This is a genomic window from Gracilibacillus caseinilyticus (assembly GCF_022919115.1).
GTDB classification, from domain to species: Bacteria; Bacillota; Bacilli; order Bacillales; family Amphibacillaceae; genus Gracilibacillus; species Gracilibacillus caseinilyticus.
This window is the reverse complement of sequence record NZ_CP095072.1, coordinates 2,221,474-2,238,967: the sequence shown is the minus strand read 5'-3', so window position 1 is coordinate 2,238,967 and position 17,494 is coordinate 2,221,474. Positions and strand designations below refer to the sequence as shown.

Below are 17,494 nucleotides of genomic sequence, written 5' to 3'. Positions count from 1 at the left end.
AATCCACACCTTACCTTTTGTCAACATATTCTGACAATTTGTGCAACTCTTACATCAATTGTTGTTTCGCACGCTTTACAACATCCTTCATTTGCTTTTCCGGATGAGATAACAAATCGCCATGGCCAACCGCCAGCACAGAGGGGTGCAAATTCACTAATCGTTGCGCTGTTCCCACTGCCATTTTTTTATCCCATGTGGCCCAAGCAGGAAACGGAAATCGCCAACGGACATCTCCAGATACAGCTAATCCACCGAATATTTGGAAGGCATCCCCTGCTATCAGACTGTGATCTCTCACATGCAAAAAAGACATGCTGCCCGGCGAATGACCAGGTGACAGAATCGCTTTCAAAGAACCGATTTGAGCACCATCCTCAAATAGCTGATACGGCACACGATTGATTTGTTTTTCCAGACCGCCATCCAGCATTTTTATGTCTTCAGAAGGCACGAAAATTTCCACCTCAGGCAGATCCGCTTTCAATCCTGCCAACGCTCCAATATGGTCACTGTGAATATGTGTGAGCAATTTTTTCAATTGGCTTTCCGATATCAGCCGCAGCTTTGACAATCGCTTTTTTGAAAAAAGGTAATCCAGCATCGACTAGTGTAAGGGATTGATCTTCCTCTACAAAATAACAATTAACAGGAAAAAATCTCGGCATAAAAGCGAGCTGATACAGCTGGTTAGACTTTGTTACTTTCACCTTCATCCACTCCCCGAATATTTATATCCCATAGATACGATTGAGATCACAAGGTGGTTACATAATAAAAAGAATTTTAAGAAAAACTAACATTACTATCATTATTCAATCCAGGAGGTAACCATGACAATCGTCCGACTTGGCTATGTGGCCATGAGCAAATACGTAAAAAATGCCTCACCTTCGCAAACGATGACATTTAAGCAATTTGAAACAATAAGAGATCGAGAGGCAGCGATTCGAAAACTAGAGCGAATCGCCCTCGAAAATTTACATAACACCTTACGAATTTTAAAGCATAACAGAGCGTCAGACATCTCTTTTTACCGTCTGACATCACGACTTATTCCACTAGCCAATCACGAGGAACTGCTGGATTGGCATTATATGAAACCACTCCGGGAAAAATTGATCGAAATCGGAGACTATGTAAAGCAGCATCAAATACGGATTGATTTCCACCCGGATCATTTTGTCGTATTGAATTCTATCAAAAAAGAGATACTGAAGAATTCCGTGCTGACGCTAAAAATGCACTATTTGCTTCTAAAAGGAATGGGCATAAATCCTGAGCATCGCTGTGTCATTCATGTCGGCGGTAAATATAAGGAAACCGAAAAATCACTGGAGCGCTTCATCGACAATTGGATGCTTGTCCCAAGACCGATACAAAAAATGATGATGCTGGAGAATGACGATACCTCTTTCACAGTAGACGATACCCTTTTTCTATGCGAGAAATTAGGCCTTCCACTTGTTTTTGATTACCATCACCACCTTGTGCATCACCAAAAAGAAAACTGGACGGAAAACTGGGAGCGCATTGTCCAAACGTGGAAGTATTCCCCGCTGCCAATCAAAATGCATATTTCCAGTCCTAAGAGTAACGAACAGATGCGACACCATGCTGACTATATTGATATCGATATGTTTTTCAAATTTTTGAAAGAGATAAACGGATCTGTACCGCAAATTGACTGTATGATCGAGGCGAAATATAAAGACGCGGCATTATTCCGGTTGATGAAGCAGGTTGGAATGCGGGATGATGTGGAGGTGATGGATGGAGGGGCTTTTCGGTTGAGGTAGTTAATCAAAAAGCATTATTGAATCTCAAAAAAACATGACTCCACACGGTATATACCATTACGTTTTTTCTTAACAAGACAAACTGAGGTGTATTTGCTAAATGATGCGTTACGTTTTGTTGCCTAGTATATACGAAATGGAAAAGAGTATAAGCCCTGGACAAGTCACATTCAAAAACAATTAAAGAAGCGACAGGTCCTAAAACAAAGGATGTATAGACTCAAAGCCCATACATCCATTATAAACATTTCTTCCTATTTACTCATTTCCTTATTTAGGCATTCCCAAAATCGTCTTCGCTTCTAAAAATTCTTCCATACCATAGTCGCCCCATTCGCGTCCGATACCAGATTGTTTGAATCCGCCAAATGGTGCACTGAAGTCAGCAGCAGCACCATTAATAGTGATTCTTCCGGCACGAATACTTTTTGCAACTTTAGTTAAGGTAGCTGGATCTTCACCAACGATATAGCCAGCTAGTCCATAGATGGTAGTATTCGCGAGTTCGATCGCTTCTTCCAGCGTATCATACGTGAATACAGTCATTACCGGACCAAATATTTCTTCCTGCGCGATGGCACTGTCGTGATCCACATTGGTAAACATGGTGATTCGGGAGTAATAACCCGTTTCTAATCCTTCTGGTTTACCTTTTCCGCCAACAATTAATTCTGCACCATCATCGATACCTATTTGAATATACTCTTGAACGGTTTCCCATTGATCCTCGGAAACCTGTGGTCCCATGAAGGTGTTCTTATCTTTCGGATCACCAACAGGGTACTCGTCCACTAATCGTCTTACAGCATCAACGAATGGATCGTGCATTGTTTTTGGTATGAAAATACGTGTACCCGCTGAGCATACTTGTCCTGTATTGGAAGCAATGTTGGATAGAGCGGCATGAGCTGCCTTATCCACATCGGCATCATCCAACACTACAATAGGTGATTTACCACCTAACTCAAGCGACACTTTTTTAATATCCTGTGCTGCATTTTCCATCGTTTTCTTACCGACCTTACCTGATCCAGTGAATGAAACAAAGTCAATGTCCGGATGCGAACTAATGCCGTTTCCGATCGTGGAACCTTTACCATTTACTAAGTTCACGACACCTTTAGGAACGCCGGCCGCATCCATTACTTCTGTTAACAGGATAGAAGCAAATGGTGTCTTTGATGCAGGCTTAAAAACTACCGTACTGCCGGATGCCAGTGCACTGGCTAATTTGGTAGAAATCTGGTTGGTTGGGAAATTCCAAGGTGTAATTAAGCCTGCTACACCGATCGCATCCTTTTGAATATATGAATCTTCTCTCTCCTCTGAAAATGGAAAGTCTCGAAGAATTTTTGCCGTTTCTTTAAAATGGTTCAAGCCCATTGTATATTGGACTTCTTCTGAAAATGTCACAGAAGAACCGAGCTCTTCTGTGATAATATTAATAAACTCGTCTTTTCTTTTTTCATATTCTTTAGCGATATTTTCTAATAATTGAACGCGTTCCTCTCTTGATGTTTGAGAAAAAGAAGGGAATGCTTCTTTGGCTGCTTGTACCGCTTTGTCTAAATCTTCTTGTGTTCCAGAACCGATCGTACCAATTTTTTCTTCTGAGGCTGGATTAATAACAGCAATTGTTTCATTTCCTGTTGATTCTATCCATTCTCCATTTATGAATTGCTTTGTATAGTTATACATATTGATATCCGATCCTTTCTTTTAATATGATCTAAATCATGTTGCCTTACAGAACGTTTCCCTTTATTTGTATTTTTAAACACTTCGGACATGGAGATGGTACTCTTAACCCTGAGCAGTCGTTACGAACGTAAATATATACAACTTCCTTTAATACGGATTATGTCATCTAGCTAAGAGGTGCTGAGATACGCTCCAGCCAATCATTTCGCGTCCTGCGGGGCATGGTTGAAGCTAACTTTGTATGAAGCGGCTTCCTCGGTACAAGGCAGCAAAGAAGTAGTAGCCTATCTGAAGCCGTGCCCACAGGACGTGGAGTATATTTTCGGCGCTTTGCTTCACACAGTTGTGATCATTAGGCAGTTAAGTCATTATATTATGAATCGATCATGACGGTCGCACTTAGTTTCGGAGGGTTTACAGCGTTCTAAAAAAGGGAAAGCGCAAAACAAGAATCCTCATCACTACTAAAGGATGGTGACAGATGTGAAGAATAACCGTCAGCAGAAAAACGTACAGAATCAAAAGACGGAGAAAGTAAAAAAACAACCAGACCTGTCAGAATTCGAGGAACTGCAAACAGTGGATGAAATTCCTTTAAAGGATGTAGAAATCGAGGAAAAGAATATAAGGCAAAAAGAAAATAGCCAAAGCACTTCAGAATCAGAGCAAAAGCATCGAAAAGATAAATAAAATATCTATTCACATGTAACAAAACGCTAAACCATCTCTGGTTTAGCGTTTTTCATTCTCAAGAATCGTTACTCTTCCCGATAATCTTCTCTCAATGCTTTCGTTAACGAGACGATCATGGTCAACAAAATAAAGATGAATGGAAAAGCTGACGCGATCGATGCTGTCTGCAAAGCACCTAGACCTCCGGATGCCAGTAGTACAGAGGCTGTCGCTGCTAAAATAACACCCCAAGTCATTTTGACCACGTTTGGTGGGTTGAGACTGCCATTGGTTGTCTGCATCCCCAAAACAAACGTAGCTGAATCAGCTGACGTAATAAAAAACGTACTGATTAGCAATACAGCTAAGATGGTAGCTACTGTACCAAATGGAAGGGAGGAGAACATACCAAACATCGCTTCCTCTTTTGCTAAATCTGATAAACCGGTGTTGATACCTTGCAACTCCTGGAACAGACTTCCTCCTCCAAACACCGCAAACCATAATATACAGAAAAGAGTAGGGACAAAAAGGACACCGAAGATGAATTCGCGAATGCTTCGTCCTCTAGACACTCTCGCGATAAAGGCACCAACGAACGGCGACCAAGCGATAAACCATGCCCAATAGAACACCGTCCAATCCTTCACCCACTGCGCAAATTCCGGATCTTCAGGAGAAACTCTGATACTATCCGTTGGTAGATGCGTCACATATGATAAAAAGGTCGAACCTAGATTTTTTAAGATAAAAACAGTTGGCCCTACGATCAGGATAAATAGCAGAAGGGCAACTGCCAAAATAATATTAAGGTTACTTAAATACTTGATTCCTCGATTAATACCCGACCAGGCAGATATTAAAAACAATACGGTCACAATGCCTATAATGATAAATTTAGTGGACATTGAATTTTCAATATCCGAAATAAAAGCCAGACCGCCATTAATTTGTGAAGCTCCTAGTCCAAGCGATGTCGCTACGCCAAATATAGTCGCAAAAACAGCGATAATATCAATCACTTTACCAATAGCGCCATTTACTCTGTCGCCCAAGAGTGGTTGCAACGTTCCACTGATCACACCAGGCACTTCTCTTCTAAATTTGAAATAAGCAATGGCAAGAGCTATCACTGTATAAATCGCCCATGTTTGAAGGCCCCAATGATATACAGAATACCGTAACGCTTTAGTTGCAGCTTCTTTTGTTTCAGGATCAGCTTCTGGAGGAGTTGCAAAGTGAACAAGTGGTTCTGCTGCACCCCAGAATATGATACCAATTCCCATTCCAGCACTGAATAACATTGCAAACCATGAAATACGGCTATATTCAGGCTTTTCGTCAGGCTTCCCCAACTTCATTTTTCCATACTTACTAAACATTAAGTAAATAGAATACACAAGGAAAATCGTAACAGAAAAAATATATAACCAATTGAATTTATCCGTCAAAAATGTTTGGATGCTGGAAAAAACATTGTCCAGATTCTCTGGTGCCAATGCTCCCCACGCTACAAAAACAATGGAAATAAATAACGAAATCCAAAAAACATTTGATACTTTGTTCATAAAAACCACCTTACTACATTTTGTTACTTCTTTATATAGAACGACCTTTCTATTTATAACATAGGAAGATTCAAATAATCAACCCATTCCATGATCCAATGAGCCGTCATAATCAGTTGACGATGTTATATCCATTTGATAATCTGTAGCTATATTGACTGTTCTATCTAGTTTAAAGGAGAAATAATCACATGAGACGATCTGCAAAAAAAGAAGCATTACTAGAAGTAGCTGAACGCTTATTTTATGAACATGGCTTTCGCGGCGTAGGGTTAAAGCAAATCATTAATGAGGCGAATGTCGCATCCATGACGCTGTATAATCATTTTTCTTCCAAAGAAAATTTAGTAGAAGAAGTGTTAAAACAACGAGAAGAACGCTATTGGTCCTATCTGGATTCACATGTAGAGATGGATTCTGATTCTCCTTTTATTCTAGTGGTAGAAGCTCATGGTCGCTGGTTAAAAGAAGAATCTTATAAAGGAGATATGTTCATACGAGCGATTGAGGATTATGCGGGATCCGATAATGAAATTGAGAACATTGCCAGAGGGCATAAATCAAAATTACTTCACTATTTTCAACAGCTAGCTCAGAAAAAAAAGATAGATAACGAGCGTGATTTAGCTAATCAGTTTATATTGCTTCTGGAAGGAACCACCTCTATGACAACCTTAATTGGTGCTGAGAAAGCAACCGAATATTCTATTGCGATGGCGAGGACGCTTGTCCAACACACATCGTAATTTTTTTACACAAAAAATAGAAAGGTCGTTCTATATAATTTGTTAAGTTAGGATGATACTATAGCATAAAAATTCTCAAGGATCGTTTTGCCCGGTGTAGCGATGATTGCTGTCACCTATGGCTTTGCGAGATTCAGCTTTGGTTGCTTCTTCCAGATATCAATACATCCCTTGAAATGTCTGAGTTTGTATCTGGTGTGATCTCTTCGTTATTCTTAACAATGCTGATTTGGATATGGAACTCGCGGATAATACTCAAGTTTCATCGGCTGCAAGAGTGAGATTTAAAAAAGGAACCCTCTTCATTCTAGGTGTAGAGTGAGCTCTTTCCTTGATTTGGGTCTCCATTATCTTGGGCTTTTCTTCTGCAGCCTATTGTACCTTTTCCAGATCATATATGGAAGTCGCAGGTGAATGGGGAGAGGCGCTGCTCTAAGGATTTTGGATCGCCATTGGTATATTCGGGGTACTAGGAGGCTTTTCTGGTTCATTGATTGAAAATATGGACTGTCTTTCGCATATAAAATCGGAAGCTTAGCGATCGGTTGTGCATCCATTATATTACCTCTCGCAACAATTGATTGGCTAATCCCTTATGTATCAACGGGACTCTTCGGGGACTCTTCGGTTACCTATGTATTTTTAACCGGCATTCTTCTTGTGTTGGGAATACGCGCCTTTATTACGAATGCATCACCAGGTATTGGCATGTCTTTTCTGCTCTTGGCAGTCGGGCAAGTATTAGGTTCCTCACTTGCTGGCTATATCATCGGAAGCTGGCGATATGGTACAGCCTTTATCCTTTATGATTGCATCGGCTTGGTTGCTACCTTTTTAGATTCGAAGAAGAAAAAAGACAGGAGTGTAACAAATGACGTTACACTCCCTCCCCATGCTATTCAAGATTCGCATGTTTTCCATACATGTTATTCGTATCCAAGCCCTTCTTTTCCATAAACCGTAAAATGACGGCATCATAGAAAAGTAAGGAGGTTTGTTCAAACAAGGATCCCATTGGCTGGATCGTGTGAGCATCAGTACCTGTATGATCTTTCGGTGCCCCAGGTAACGTAACAGTAAAATCAGCGAGATTACCAATAGTAGAAGTGGGTGATAAAGTAACAGCTACAATCGTACCACCAATCTTCTTCGCTTTTTCCGCTATAGTTACCAGACTTTTTGTCTCACCGGATCCAGTTGCAATCAATAAGATATCGTCTTGATCAAAACCAGGGGTTACCGTCTCACCAATCGCATAAGCATCCAGTCCCATATGCATCATCCGCATCGCAAATGATTTGGCCATAAAACCTGACCTGCCAGCACCTGCAACGAATACCTTGTTCGCTTCGGAAATCTTGTTCACGAGGTCTTCCGCTTCTTGCCCGTCAATTTGATTTGCCGATTGGGACAGCTCTGTGATAATCTCCTGCAAAAATTCTGTCGTATTCATCGGATTATCCTTGCTTGATCATCTCTTGCATTTTGGCCGCAACGGCTTGTTTATCCTCCTGATTGGCAATGCCGCCACCGACAATCACTAAATCAGGCTGTTGCTTGATCACTTCTGGAAGTGTATCTAATTTAATACCGCCAGCAATTGCTGTTTTCGCATTTTTTACTACTTTTTTAATCTTGGTTAGATCTTCAAAAGAGTTTTTGCCTACTGCCTGCAAGTCGTATCCTGTGTGTACACAAATGTAATCCACTCCAAAAGCGTCCAATTCTTGCGCTCTTGCTTCAATATCCTTCACAGCGATTAAATCAACCAATACTTGCTTGCCTTGTTTTTTCGCTTCTTCTACCGCACCTTTAATCGATTCGTCTTCTGCTACCCCAAGAATTGTCACAATGTCTGCTTTCGCTTCTGACGCTTTTAAGACTTCATATGCTGCCGCATCCATTGTTTTTAAGTCTGCCAATACTTCCAAATCAGGGAATGCTTCTTTTATTTCTTTAACAGCATTAAGTCCTTCAATCTTGATAATTGGTGTGCCAATTTCGACGATATCAATGTGGTTCTCCACTTCTTTAATTAATTCCTTTGCTTCCGGGATGTTAACCAGATCTAATGCTAATTGTAATTTCATATGGTTTCTCTCCTTCTTTATCTCGATTACATCGTCTATTATATAAACGAAATCTAAATTGTGTAAGTAGGCACTTTTTTCTGTTATAGTATCTAAACATAGACTAACGCATGAGAAAAGGACCGGCGATACATATGGAAAACATCTATCCTGAAAAGGAATTAACATTGTCTGTCATAGAGGGCAAATGGAAAATCACTATTCTTTGTCATTTAGGACTAAAAGGTACCAAGCGATTTGGAGAATTAAAAAAATTGATCCCTAACATTACACAGCAGATGCTCACGAATCAATTAAGAGAATTAGAAAATAACCATATTGTCTGTAGAGAGGTCTATCGTGTTGCCCCTCCCAAAGTGGAATACTCCCTGACAGATCAAGGAAAAAGCCTGTTACCTATATTAGAATTGTTTTATGATTGGGGAAAAGAACATTTGACCAAAGAGTTAACAGGTACTGATGATGTTTATTACGAAAAAACACTCACCCTGTCTGTAATCGAAGGCAAATGGAAGCTGATTATATTGTGTCATTTAGGGTTAAAAGGCATGAAACGCTTTGGCGAGATCCGAAAACTAATACCCAGCATCACGCAAAAAATGTTAACAAATAAATTAAGAGAATTAGAGAAAGATGAATTAGTCCACCGGGAAGTATATCCTGTTGTCCCGCCAAAAGTAGAATACTCGCTGACCGCCAAAGGAAAAAGCTTACTTCCTATCCTGCATCTGTTAGAGGATTGGGGAAAGCGTTACATAGAGCATACCAAGACTTCAAGTTAGACATTTTTTATTGTGCGTAGCAAAGCTCCAGAAATATGCTCCGCGTCTTGTGGGGGGACGGCTGACCGAAGGCACTGATAAAATCAGTGTCCGCTTGGTATCATTAGTAAAAGAAAGATAACGAGGCTTGGTACACCTGCTGAATTGTAAGTAACTACGGTGAATGAGACAGTGATGCGATCCCGATAGCGCCTGCTTTAACATTTGATAAAATGACAGAGCTATCGGCAGCGTGGGATTTTAATGTGGAGTTTGTTTCATCAAAAATGCCTTACATCGTTGTCAATGTTAGCATTGATGAGAACCTGCCTAGGTTATCCCAGCCATTGATACAATCTGCTTTCCATTATATGAAATGAGCATGGAACAACAGTCGCTTGAGGAAGTATTTATTAATAGTAAATAGTGTGATGGAGCTGTGGTAGGTGGGGCTTTACGGGATGTTATTCTATCGGATAATTGAACGCTTCTCGAACTTCTTTTTGTCCGATTGCGCCGCAATGTACGATTAATTAACTTCTCTCACTGAACCTGACTTTTTCCTTTGCCCCATTAAAAATCCCTTTGTACCGCGGATTAAATGCTTTCTTACATTATTAGAAAAACGCTAAACCATTATTGATTTAGCGTTTCTTTCCGAACAAGAGGAACGTCCTCCGCTTATATTTTTTCACTTTTGTTTGGCTTTAATTTAGGCGGTTTTACAGGTGGCCTCTCTACAGCTTCACCATAACTCTTTTTAATACTGCTTCCTTTTTTATCGCTCTTCTTGTTATGTTTAGAAGGCATTAACGATTCACCTCCTCAATGATCTCATCTAATTTAATCCTGTCAATTTCGTTTACGACCAATCTCGAATCTGCATCAAAAAAGGTACGGGATATTGGAACGCTGAAATTCCCCTTTATATGATGTAGTTCTTCGATCAATTCCGTCCATTCATTTTTGTATGCAATGATAAACTGTTTTTTCTGCTTATCGTCTGCTGGTATAAAGGTCAAGCTGCCATAAATGGGATTTGTTTTATCATCAAGATAATGCATTTGAACAAGTAGACTTTGCTCATTATTTGCTTCACTCGGCTGTTCGTCATTTTTTAAAATAAAAAATTTATGCCAAACAGAAATCCCTGGGCTGATTTTAGCATGTTTTTTCTTTAACCTTATATTGTTAACGAGATGAATAAAGATAGAGTAAATAGATGGAGCGATGATTGAGACTGCGATACTGCTAATGATCATAATGATAGAAAAGAAGAAGATGAAAATAAACGGATCAATGTTATCTTTCAGGGTCGAGATCGAGTTAATATAGGTAATATCAAACTTTGAAAAATAAGCAATATTAGTAGCGGTTAAGATGAGATCAGAAAAAAAGTAAAGTAGATTAAACAATAGAATGGAGACTAATATAGTGGGAATCCATAGTAAAGACGTTATCGCCACCAATTCCGTATTAGATTGTTGATTAGAAGTTGAGGTTCCTAAACCTTTGGTAATTAAGTAGGTCAGTACTCCCGGAATACCTAAGATAAAGAAGGAAAAAAAAGCGTCCATTTTGAATCACTTCCTTTTATCTGGATTCAATCTTCATTTTACCATATATTATCAGATTTAATTAGATAATACCACAGCAATTCCAAAACGAAACCACAAAAATATAATTCCAAATGTCACTTCTTTTTCCCGCCCCTGTTATCAGACGTTAAACCAAAATGTTAATACCCTTTATTGTAATCGACCAAATTGATATTCACGGTATCGTACTCCAGGTAATGTCTTAAGTCAGGAATAAAAACATCCCGGACCACACGCTCATCATAATATTCCGTCGCTCCAGCGGAATGTGGTGTAACGATCACGTTCTCCATCGTCCATAAAGGACTGTCTTCTGGTAAAGGCTCTGTCGCAAAGACATCTAAGCCAGCTCCTGCGATCTCCTTATGTTGCAATGCTTGAATCAGCTCTTCCTCTTTGACAATTGGTCCTCTTCCAATGTTAATCAGAAAAGCACTGTCTTTCATTTGCCGGAACGCTTCTGCACCGAACATATCGGTCGTTTCGTCGGTCAATGGAAGCGTAATAACGACATAATCACATTGAGGCAAAAGGTCGGCCAGCTGATCCGGCGCATACATAGCATCAATGTGCTCCGTTGCTTTGCCAGAATGACGCATGCCGAGCACTTTCATACCAAACGCTTTAGCTATTTTAGCTGTTTCTTGACCAATTGCACCAACACCGATAATGCCAATTGTTTTTTCATGGATTTCAAGACGAAGGTCTGCATTGTGCCATGTCTTCTCCTGCTGTTGACGCACATATGTATGAATATTCCGTGTCAAACCAAGCATCAATGCAAAGATGGTTTCCGAGATCGGGTAAGCATGTATACCATTGGCACTCGTCAGCATCACATTTCGTTGTTGGAGTGCATCAAGCGGAAGGCTGTTGACACCAGCGCTAAATGTTTGTATCCACTTAAGCTTCTCATTCTTCTCCAGCACAATCGGCGCAATGGCCCTTTTCCAATGCAGCACCACTTCGGCCTCAGCCAGTTCATCCTCGATCGTGTCCGTGTCTTTTGTAATAACGTTCCACTCAGGGATTTCTTGTTTTATCTCGTTAACTAATGTTTCATTCAGATTCCAGTTGATTACTAGTGTACGCTTTGTCATCCAAGCCCTCCCACGGTACTATTACAAATTTAGTTTATCATGTTTTTCCTGACTACTTCTAGTAAGAACAACGGAGCAAGGATATTCAATTAGTAACCTAGCTGAGCCCGACTTCACAAGAAGCGGAGCATTTTTCGGGCTTTGCTAAGCACGTCATATTACCACTAAGCTACTTTACATAATCCACATTATAAGAACCCTTACTTTTACTATTTTAATCATGCTTCCCAACTTATAAAAAAACAGATCTCCTCACATAAGAAGATCTGCTACAAACCTATTGTAAATATTCCACCAATCCTTGCGTAATCCCCTTAGCCAGTCCCACTTGATAATCTTGTGTCTGAATCGTTAGCAAATCATGCGGATTGGTAATAAACCCTAACTCCAACAATAAAGCTTGATGCTGATTATTTCGCAAAACATAATAACCGTCTTGCATCACGCCGCGATTTGTTAATCCAGCGTGGTCACTCACATCATTCTGCATCTGATAGGCCAACTGGCGGCTGTCCTCACCATAATAATGGACACTTGTCCCATTAATAGCAGAAGAATTCATCGCATTAAAATGCAAACTTAGAAATAGATCAGTATTATACGCATTACTGATATGCACTCTTTGTTGAAGCGAGACATATCGATCATCACTCCGCGTTAAAAGAACATGTGCCCCGGCATTACGCAATGCGGTCGCAATATCGTCAGCAACTTGCAAGGTCAAGTCTTTTTCAAATACTCCCCCCATACCAATTGCTCCAGGATCAATCCCTCCATGACCGGGATCAAGAATAATCGTTTTGCCTTGCAAATCACCTTTCGCCTGATCACTGGACTGATTGGATACAGTATCTTTTGATTCCGCCGAAGAAGAACCTGTTTGTTTACTCGTCAACCAGGAAGCGATCCAACCAGAGTTTCCGCTAAATAGTTCGACCTTCACCCAATTCCCGCTAGTCTCCACTAATGGATATGTATCTCCAAGCGAGGCCGAACCAATCATTCGATAATTAGTCCCTGGGCCGGAACGAATTCGCACGTTTTCCTTCGTAATATTAATTTCTTCATTAGTATCAACATTCTCACTGTTCGAGTCCGTTGTACCAACTAAATACTGCGATGCTACCCAACCTTTTTCACCACCGAAGTATGTTTGATACCAACCATACGATTCATTAAAAACCGATACACGATCACCGTGTTTCAGTTTTCCTATGATGTCACTGTCTGATGACGGCCCCTCTCTGACCATGAGAACATCTGCATCCACTTCATATACATCGTTTGCACTGACTGATACTGGTAATAAAAAGAAAAGAAAAAATAAACTTAAGATGATAGCCCTTCTTGTCATCGAACCCCTCCGTGTTGTATGTCTTTTAGTCATCTATTTTTATACCTAATTCAAGAAAATAGTAACCTTAATATAACAAAAAATGACTAGATCGTACATTTTTTATGTGACTTTTTGTAATAAAATTAGAACTGTGGCTACTGGAATATTATAGGCACACAGAAAATATAATGAAATTACATTAGGTTTGAAGGAGTGACCAATATCAGACATCAGACCGGATCTTGATCAATATTTACAGTGCACCACACTAGACGCAAAAGAACGTGTGCAATTGTTTCGACTTGCCTGGGATTCAACAATGAGTGCGTTTGGCACCAGGCAAATCCAGTATGAACGCTTTTTCTTTGGAAATCCCCATCGTCTGTTAAGTGAACTGTATCGAAGCTATGAAATCCAGAAACATACTGATTATATTGATAGCTTTTTACGGGATGAATAACAACGAAGCTGAGGCATCCGAAGAGTGTGAAGACGAACAGTGTTGACCACTTTAACTAAAAACGTATCTGCGCACTCAGCCATACAGCATGGAACCCAGCTTTCTATCGACCATTTCGCACCTACAATGCAATACTGACTTTTTGATCGAATTCTTTCAACGGACAGACTTGCTCAACTGCCTCATAGCTTTCATCATCTTTACTTTAGCATCTTTTTTTCAAGTCAGATAACTTGTCAAGTACAATATTCATCATACAATGCCTTTCACCCATTTATCTTGCTATCCTATTACCAAAAATCTATTTTTTCTCATTTATGCAGTACTATGTTACTATCAAGATGATCATACTCATGGAGTGAGAAAAAATATGTTACCGAAGTCATCAATAGTTTTCTTTAAAGTATGCAGTATCCTGTTAGCATTTACATTTCTCTTAATTACGTTTCGATTAGTCTGGATTCATTACCATAAAGATACAAATCAGCCAATAATCGAAAATGGTGTACTTGATCTGAGAGAATGGACATTAACAAACAAGGATACGATTGCTCTAAATGGGGAATGGGCTTTTTATCCCGAAACATTTGTAAATAAGGAAACCAACGTTGATCTAATAGAGAAAGGATTTATCGACGTTCCAAGTGATTGGAGCACAGAGTTAAACAGTAACCATCCCATCTCTCCTGGTTATGGATATGGAAGCTATCATTTAAAAATTCTTTTACCTGATACAGATCATCATTTTTACGGATTGCGCATGAACAATATACATACTGCTGCAACGATTAGGATAAATGGAAAAACAATTGCCAGTATAAATAATCCTGTAACAACACAACAAGAACCAGCTACCTTTCGTGGTCCCCTGACGACCCGATTTTACATAGAGGAGAATACCAAGGAATTAAATATTGTTATCCAAGCTTCTAACTACGAAATACCATTCTTCGGAGGAATTAACAGGTCCATCCTTTTTGGTACTGAAAAGGCAGTTACTAGCCAAACAAATATGTTAGAATTTTTACAGCTAGCGGTTATTGTTATCTTATTACTACATGCTTTTTATGCATTTGCATTATTTTTCCTAGGCAAAGGAGCATCACAAAAAGAATTAATGTACTTTGGCATCATGCTCTTACTAATGGCATTTGGAAACGTAATAGATGATGAAGTGTTCTTACAATTACCATTTGATACAGAGTTTTCGTTTCGCTTGCTCATGTTTATCTTTATTGCGACATTATATGTTCTCATTTATTTTATTCATCATTTGTACAAAACCAATGCATGGTTCATAAAAGTTTTATCCGCTAGTAACATTATTTTATCAGCCTTGACATTATTCCTTTTCCCATTCGAACATTTTGTGATACTAGTAATGATTCTATACATCTATTATTTCATTTCGATATCCTTTATGTTTATTACTACATTTAGACACATCCTTAATGGCGATCGAAATGCTATCTTTATTTTATTATTTATCTGCAGCTATACGTCCAACATTATTTGGGGCGCTGCCATTCAGACAGGACAAATTGAGTTTCCATTTTATCCATTTGATTTCTTTATCTCGATTGTTTTAATTGCCATTCTATTATTTAGAAGGCATATTGCGTTAGTGCAACTTTCTGAAAAACAGACGGCCAAACTTATGGCGGAGGATAAGAAAAAAGATCAATTCTTAGCTAACACATCACATGAGATTCGTAATCCCCTGCACGGGATGATTAATATTGCTCAATCTATTATTAATAAACACATAAAAACACTGGATAAAGAGACAACCAATAATTTGCACTTGTTAGTCCGGATTGGGCATCAACTCACGTTTACTTTAAATGACCTATTAGATATTACACGATTAAAAGAAAGACAAATTCACTTACAAAAAACACCCATCCAATTACATCAGGTAACAACTGTTGTGTTGGAAATGATTCAGTTCATGTCAGATAATAAGTCTATTAAAATGAAAAATGAAATTCCTACTAATTTTCCACCAATACTGGCAGATGAAAATCGAATCATTCGAATACTGTTCAACCTTGTTCATAATGCAGTCAAATTCACGAATTCTGGTCAAATTACAGTGCGTGCAAAAGAGAACAATCATTATGCGATGATATCGGTTCAAGATACAGGGATTGGTATAAGTCAACAAGAATTGGATAGAATCTTTGTCCCATATGAAAAATTAAGCAAAGAAGAGGTTGATAGTGGTGGGATAGGACTTGGATTAAATATTTGCAGGCAATTAGTAGAACTTCATGGTGGAACGATACATGTGGAATCAGAAGTGGCAAAAGGAACCTCTTTTACTTTTAGCCTGCCATTAGCTGAGCTCTCTGAAGAGGAACTGCCACATCTTGAAACCAATTCCTTATTGAAGGACATCAAACCTTTAGCAACAAAATCAGGGCAGAAATCTGGTCCAAACAGTTATCTGGCCAAACTGTTTATCATTGACGATGATCCGATCAATCTCAAAGTGATTCGAAATTTACTGGAACATGACTATGATATTGTTAGTACAACAGACCCCCAACAAGCCATCGACCTTATTGATGCTAGCTCGTGGGATTTGATCATAACTGATGTCATGATGCCTCATATATCCGGTTACGAATTAACGAAACAACTTAGAAAAAAATATACGATTTCAGAGCTTCCTGTCTTACTTTTAACAGCCCGAAATCAGCCAGAAGATATATATGCTGGCTTTCAATCGGGTGCAAATGACTATATAGCCAAACCTGTAGATGCTTTAGAATTGCAGGCACGTGTCAAGGCACTCACCGAATTAAAGCAATCTATAGCAAAACAGTTACAAATCGAAGCAGCTTGGCTACAGGCTCAAATCAAACCACACTTTATTTTTAATACATTAAATACAATCGCTTCATTAAGTCAAATCGATACCGAGAAAATGACGATATTATTACATGAATTTGGAACCTATTTATATAAAAGCTTCGATATCAAGAATACATTACCGTTAGTACCTTTAGAAGACGAGTTAGCATTAGTCGAATCCTACTTGTATATTAATAAGCAACGATTCCAAGACAAAATACGGATTGAATGGGAGATAGAAGAGACAACAGACATCCAAATCCCCCCGCTATCGATCCAAACCTTAGTTGAAAATGCCATCAAACATGGCATACTTAAGAAAAATACAGGAGGTATGATCCGAATCGAAGGGATTAACGTGAATCATTCCTACCAAATAAAGGTCTTGGATGACGGGGTTGGCATGCCTGCATCAACAATCCGTACGATTCTCAGCCAACATGGAGAATCTCATGGAATTGGATTAATCAACACTAACAAAAGATTTGAAAAACTGTTTGGAAAAGGTATCTCCATCCAAAGTAAAGAGGGGAAAGGTACCGAAATAACTTTAGTTATACCACTATTATAACAAACCATCATGCGCTGCATGCATGATGGTTTTCATTGGTAAAATTGACCTTATGTAGCTATCCAATAGGCAGTAAGGTGTCTCTTTTGAATTAACTCGATGATTCATGTAATATTACTCTTGTAAATACCAAGCCAATTTTGGAATAGTAGATATATAACCTCCTAAAACGACAATATTTTACCAACTAAAAATATTGTAACGTTAGAAAATAGACATTTTCTAAACAAATT

Annotated in this window: 13 protein-coding genes and 3 pseudogenes; 7 read left to right on the top strand and 9 right to left on the bottom strand. The window is 39.1% G+C overall.

Annotated features, from left to right (window positions below; translation table 11 throughout):
- Window positions 1-49: 49 nt before the first annotated feature.
- Window positions 50-710: pseudogene (locus tag MUN88_RS10590) on the bottom strand (MBL fold metallo-hydrolase).
- A gap of 123 nt (window positions 711-833) precedes the next feature.
- Here MUN88_RS10590 and uvsE point away from each other — a divergent pair.
- Complete coding sequence (gene uvsE, locus MUN88_RS10585; protein WP_244724208.1) at window positions 834-1,799, top strand: UV DNA damage repair endonuclease UvsE; 966 nt, start codon at window positions 834-836, stop codon at window positions 1,797-1,799.
- Between the two features lie 270 nt (window positions 1,800-2,069).
- Here the strand turns inward: uvsE and MUN88_RS10580 are convergent, their stop codons facing one another.
- Entirely contained in the window at window positions 2,070-3,497 is a 1,428-nt protein-coding gene (locus MUN88_RS10580) for an aldehyde dehydrogenase family protein (RefSeq protein WP_244724205.1), read from the bottom strand.
- 486 nt (window positions 3,498-3,983) lie between these two features.
- On the opposite strand from MUN88_RS10580, the gene MUN88_RS10575 reads away from it, so the two are divergent.
- Window positions 3,984-4,190: a YczO family protein gene (locus MUN88_RS10575; protein ID WP_244724202.1), complete on the top strand. Its 207-nt coding sequence runs from the start codon at window positions 3,984-3,986 to the stop codon at window positions 4,188-4,190.
- Between the two features lie 68 nt (window positions 4,191-4,258).
- On the opposite strand, the gene MUN88_RS10570 is transcribed toward MUN88_RS10575, so the two are convergent.
- On the bottom strand, window positions 4,259-5,740 hold the full coding sequence (locus tag MUN88_RS10570) for a glycine betaine uptake BCCT transporter (protein ID WP_244724199.1): 1,482 nt from the start codon (window positions 5,738-5,740) through the stop codon (window positions 4,259-4,261).
- A gap of 191 nt (window positions 5,741-5,931) precedes the next feature.
- Between MUN88_RS10570 and MUN88_RS10565 the strand changes: the two genes are divergently transcribed.
- Window positions 5,932-6,486 (top strand): TetR/AcrR family transcriptional regulator, encoded by a 555-nt coding sequence (locus MUN88_RS10565; RefSeq protein WP_244724196.1) that lies wholly within the window; start codon window positions 5,932-5,934, stop codon window positions 6,484-6,486.
- A gap of 895 nt (window positions 6,487-7,381) precedes the next feature.
- Here MUN88_RS10565 and hxlB read toward each other — a convergent pair.
- Window positions 7,382-7,939, bottom strand: a complete 558-nt coding sequence (hxlB, locus tag MUN88_RS10560; RefSeq protein WP_244724193.1) for a 6-phospho-3-hexuloisomerase — start codon at window positions 7,937-7,939, stop codon at window positions 7,382-7,384.
- Between the two features lie 4 nt (window positions 7,940-7,943).
- Window positions 7,944-8,576 carry a 3-hexulose-6-phosphate synthase gene (gene hxlA, locus MUN88_RS10555; protein ID WP_244724190.1) on the bottom strand — a complete coding sequence of 211 codons (633 nt, stop codon included), beginning with the start codon at window positions 8,574-8,576 and terminating at the stop codon, window positions 7,944-7,946.
- Between the two features lie 110 nt (window positions 8,577-8,686).
- Here hxlA and MUN88_RS10550 point away from each other — a divergent pair.
- Both MUN88_RS10550 and MUN88_RS10545 read left to right on the top strand, forming a co-directional pair.
- Window positions 8,687-9,037 (top strand): annotated as a pseudogene (locus MUN88_RS10550) (winged helix-turn-helix transcriptional regulator); the annotation flags it as partial.
- Window positions 9,011-9,358, top strand: coding sequence for a winged helix-turn-helix transcriptional regulator (locus MUN88_RS10545; protein ID WP_244724456.1), 348 nt, complete (start codon window positions 9,011-9,013; stop codon window positions 9,356-9,358). The pseudogene MUN88_RS10550 and the gene MUN88_RS10545, both read left to right, overlap by 27 nt.
- A 660-nt stretch (window positions 9,359-10,018) precedes the next feature.
- Here the strand turns inward: MUN88_RS10545 and MUN88_RS21670 are convergent.
- The 4 genes from MUN88_RS21670 to MUN88_RS10530 form a co-directional block, all read right to left on the bottom strand.
- Window positions 10,019-10,147, bottom strand: coding sequence for a hypothetical protein (locus MUN88_RS21670; RefSeq protein WP_256463984.1), 129 nt, complete (start codon window positions 10,145-10,147; stop codon window positions 10,019-10,021).
- Complete coding sequence (locus MUN88_RS10540) at window positions 10,147-10,914, bottom strand: hypothetical protein (RefSeq protein ID WP_244724187.1); 768 nt, start codon at window positions 10,912-10,914, stop codon at window positions 10,147-10,149. Before MUN88_RS10540 ends, MUN88_RS21670 begins: the two co-directional genes overlap by 1 nt.
- A gap of 161 nt (window positions 10,915-11,075) precedes the next feature.
- Window positions 11,076-12,035: a D-2-hydroxyacid dehydrogenase gene (locus MUN88_RS10535; protein WP_244724184.1), complete on the bottom strand. Its 960-nt coding sequence runs from the start codon at window positions 12,033-12,035 to the stop codon at window positions 11,076-11,078.
- A gap of 277 nt (window positions 12,036-12,312) precedes the next feature.
- Entirely contained in the window at window positions 12,313-13,389 is a 1,077-nt protein-coding gene (locus MUN88_RS10530) for an N-acetylmuramoyl-L-alanine amidase family protein (RefSeq protein ID WP_244724180.1), read from the bottom strand.
- A gap of 205 nt (window positions 13,390-13,594) precedes the next feature.
- Here MUN88_RS10530 and MUN88_RS10525 point away from each other — a divergent pair.
- Together MUN88_RS10525 and MUN88_RS10520 are read left to right on the top strand one after the other, a co-directional pair.
- Window positions 13,595-13,831: pseudogene (locus tag MUN88_RS10525) on the top strand (4-hydroxyphenylacetate 3-hydroxylase C-terminal domain-containing protein); the annotation flags it as partial.
- A gap of 370 nt (window positions 13,832-14,201) precedes the next feature.
- Entirely contained in the window at window positions 14,202-17,261 is a 3,060-nt protein-coding gene (locus MUN88_RS10520; RefSeq protein ID WP_244724178.1) for a hybrid sensor histidine kinase/response regulator, read from the top strand.
- Window positions 17,262-17,494 lie beyond the last annotated feature (233 nt).

What these genes read in the sequence shown, in the direction of transcription:
- MUN88_RS10540 (WP_244724187.1), bottom strand. Translation starts at nt 10,914, where the DNA reads ATGGACGCTTTTTTTTCCTTCTTTATCTTAGGTATTCCGGGAGTACTG.
- MUN88_RS10565 (WP_244724196.1), top strand. Translation starts at nt 5,932, where the DNA reads ATGAGACGATCTGCAAAAAAAGAAGCATTACTAGAAGTAGCTGAACGC.
- MUN88_RS21670 (WP_256463984.1), bottom strand. Translation starts at nt 10,147, where the DNA reads ATGCCTTCTAAACATAACAAGAAGAGCGATAAAAAAGGAAGCAGTATT.
- MUN88_RS10580 (WP_244724205.1), bottom strand. Translation starts at nt 3,497, where the DNA reads ATGTATAACTATACAAAGCAATTCATAAATGGAGAATGGATAGAATCA.
- uvsE (WP_244724208.1), top strand. Translation starts at nt 834, where the DNA reads ATGACAATCGTCCGACTTGGCTATGTGGCCATGAGCAAATACGTAAAA.
- MUN88_RS10535 (WP_244724184.1), bottom strand. Translation starts at nt 12,035, where the DNA reads ATGACAAAGCGTACACTAGTAATCAACTGGAATCTGAATGAAACATTA.
- MUN88_RS10530 (WP_244724180.1), bottom strand. Translation starts at nt 13,389, where the DNA reads ATGACAAGAAGGGCTATCATCTTAAGTTTATTTTTTCTTTTCTTTTTA.
- MUN88_RS10570 (WP_244724199.1), bottom strand. Translation starts at nt 5,740, where the DNA reads ATGAACAAAGTATCAAATGTTTTTTGGATTTCGTTATTTATTTCCATT.
- hxlA (WP_244724190.1), bottom strand. Translation starts at nt 8,576, where the DNA reads ATGAAATTACAATTAGCATTAGATCTGGTTAACATCCCGGAAGCAAAG.
- hxlB (WP_244724193.1), bottom strand. Translation starts at nt 7,939, where the DNA reads ATGAATACGACAGAATTTTTGCAGGAGATTATCACAGAGCTGTCCCAA.
- MUN88_RS10520 (WP_244724178.1), top strand. Translation starts at nt 14,202, where the DNA reads ATGTTACCGAAGTCATCAATAGTTTTCTTTAAAGTATGCAGTATCCTG.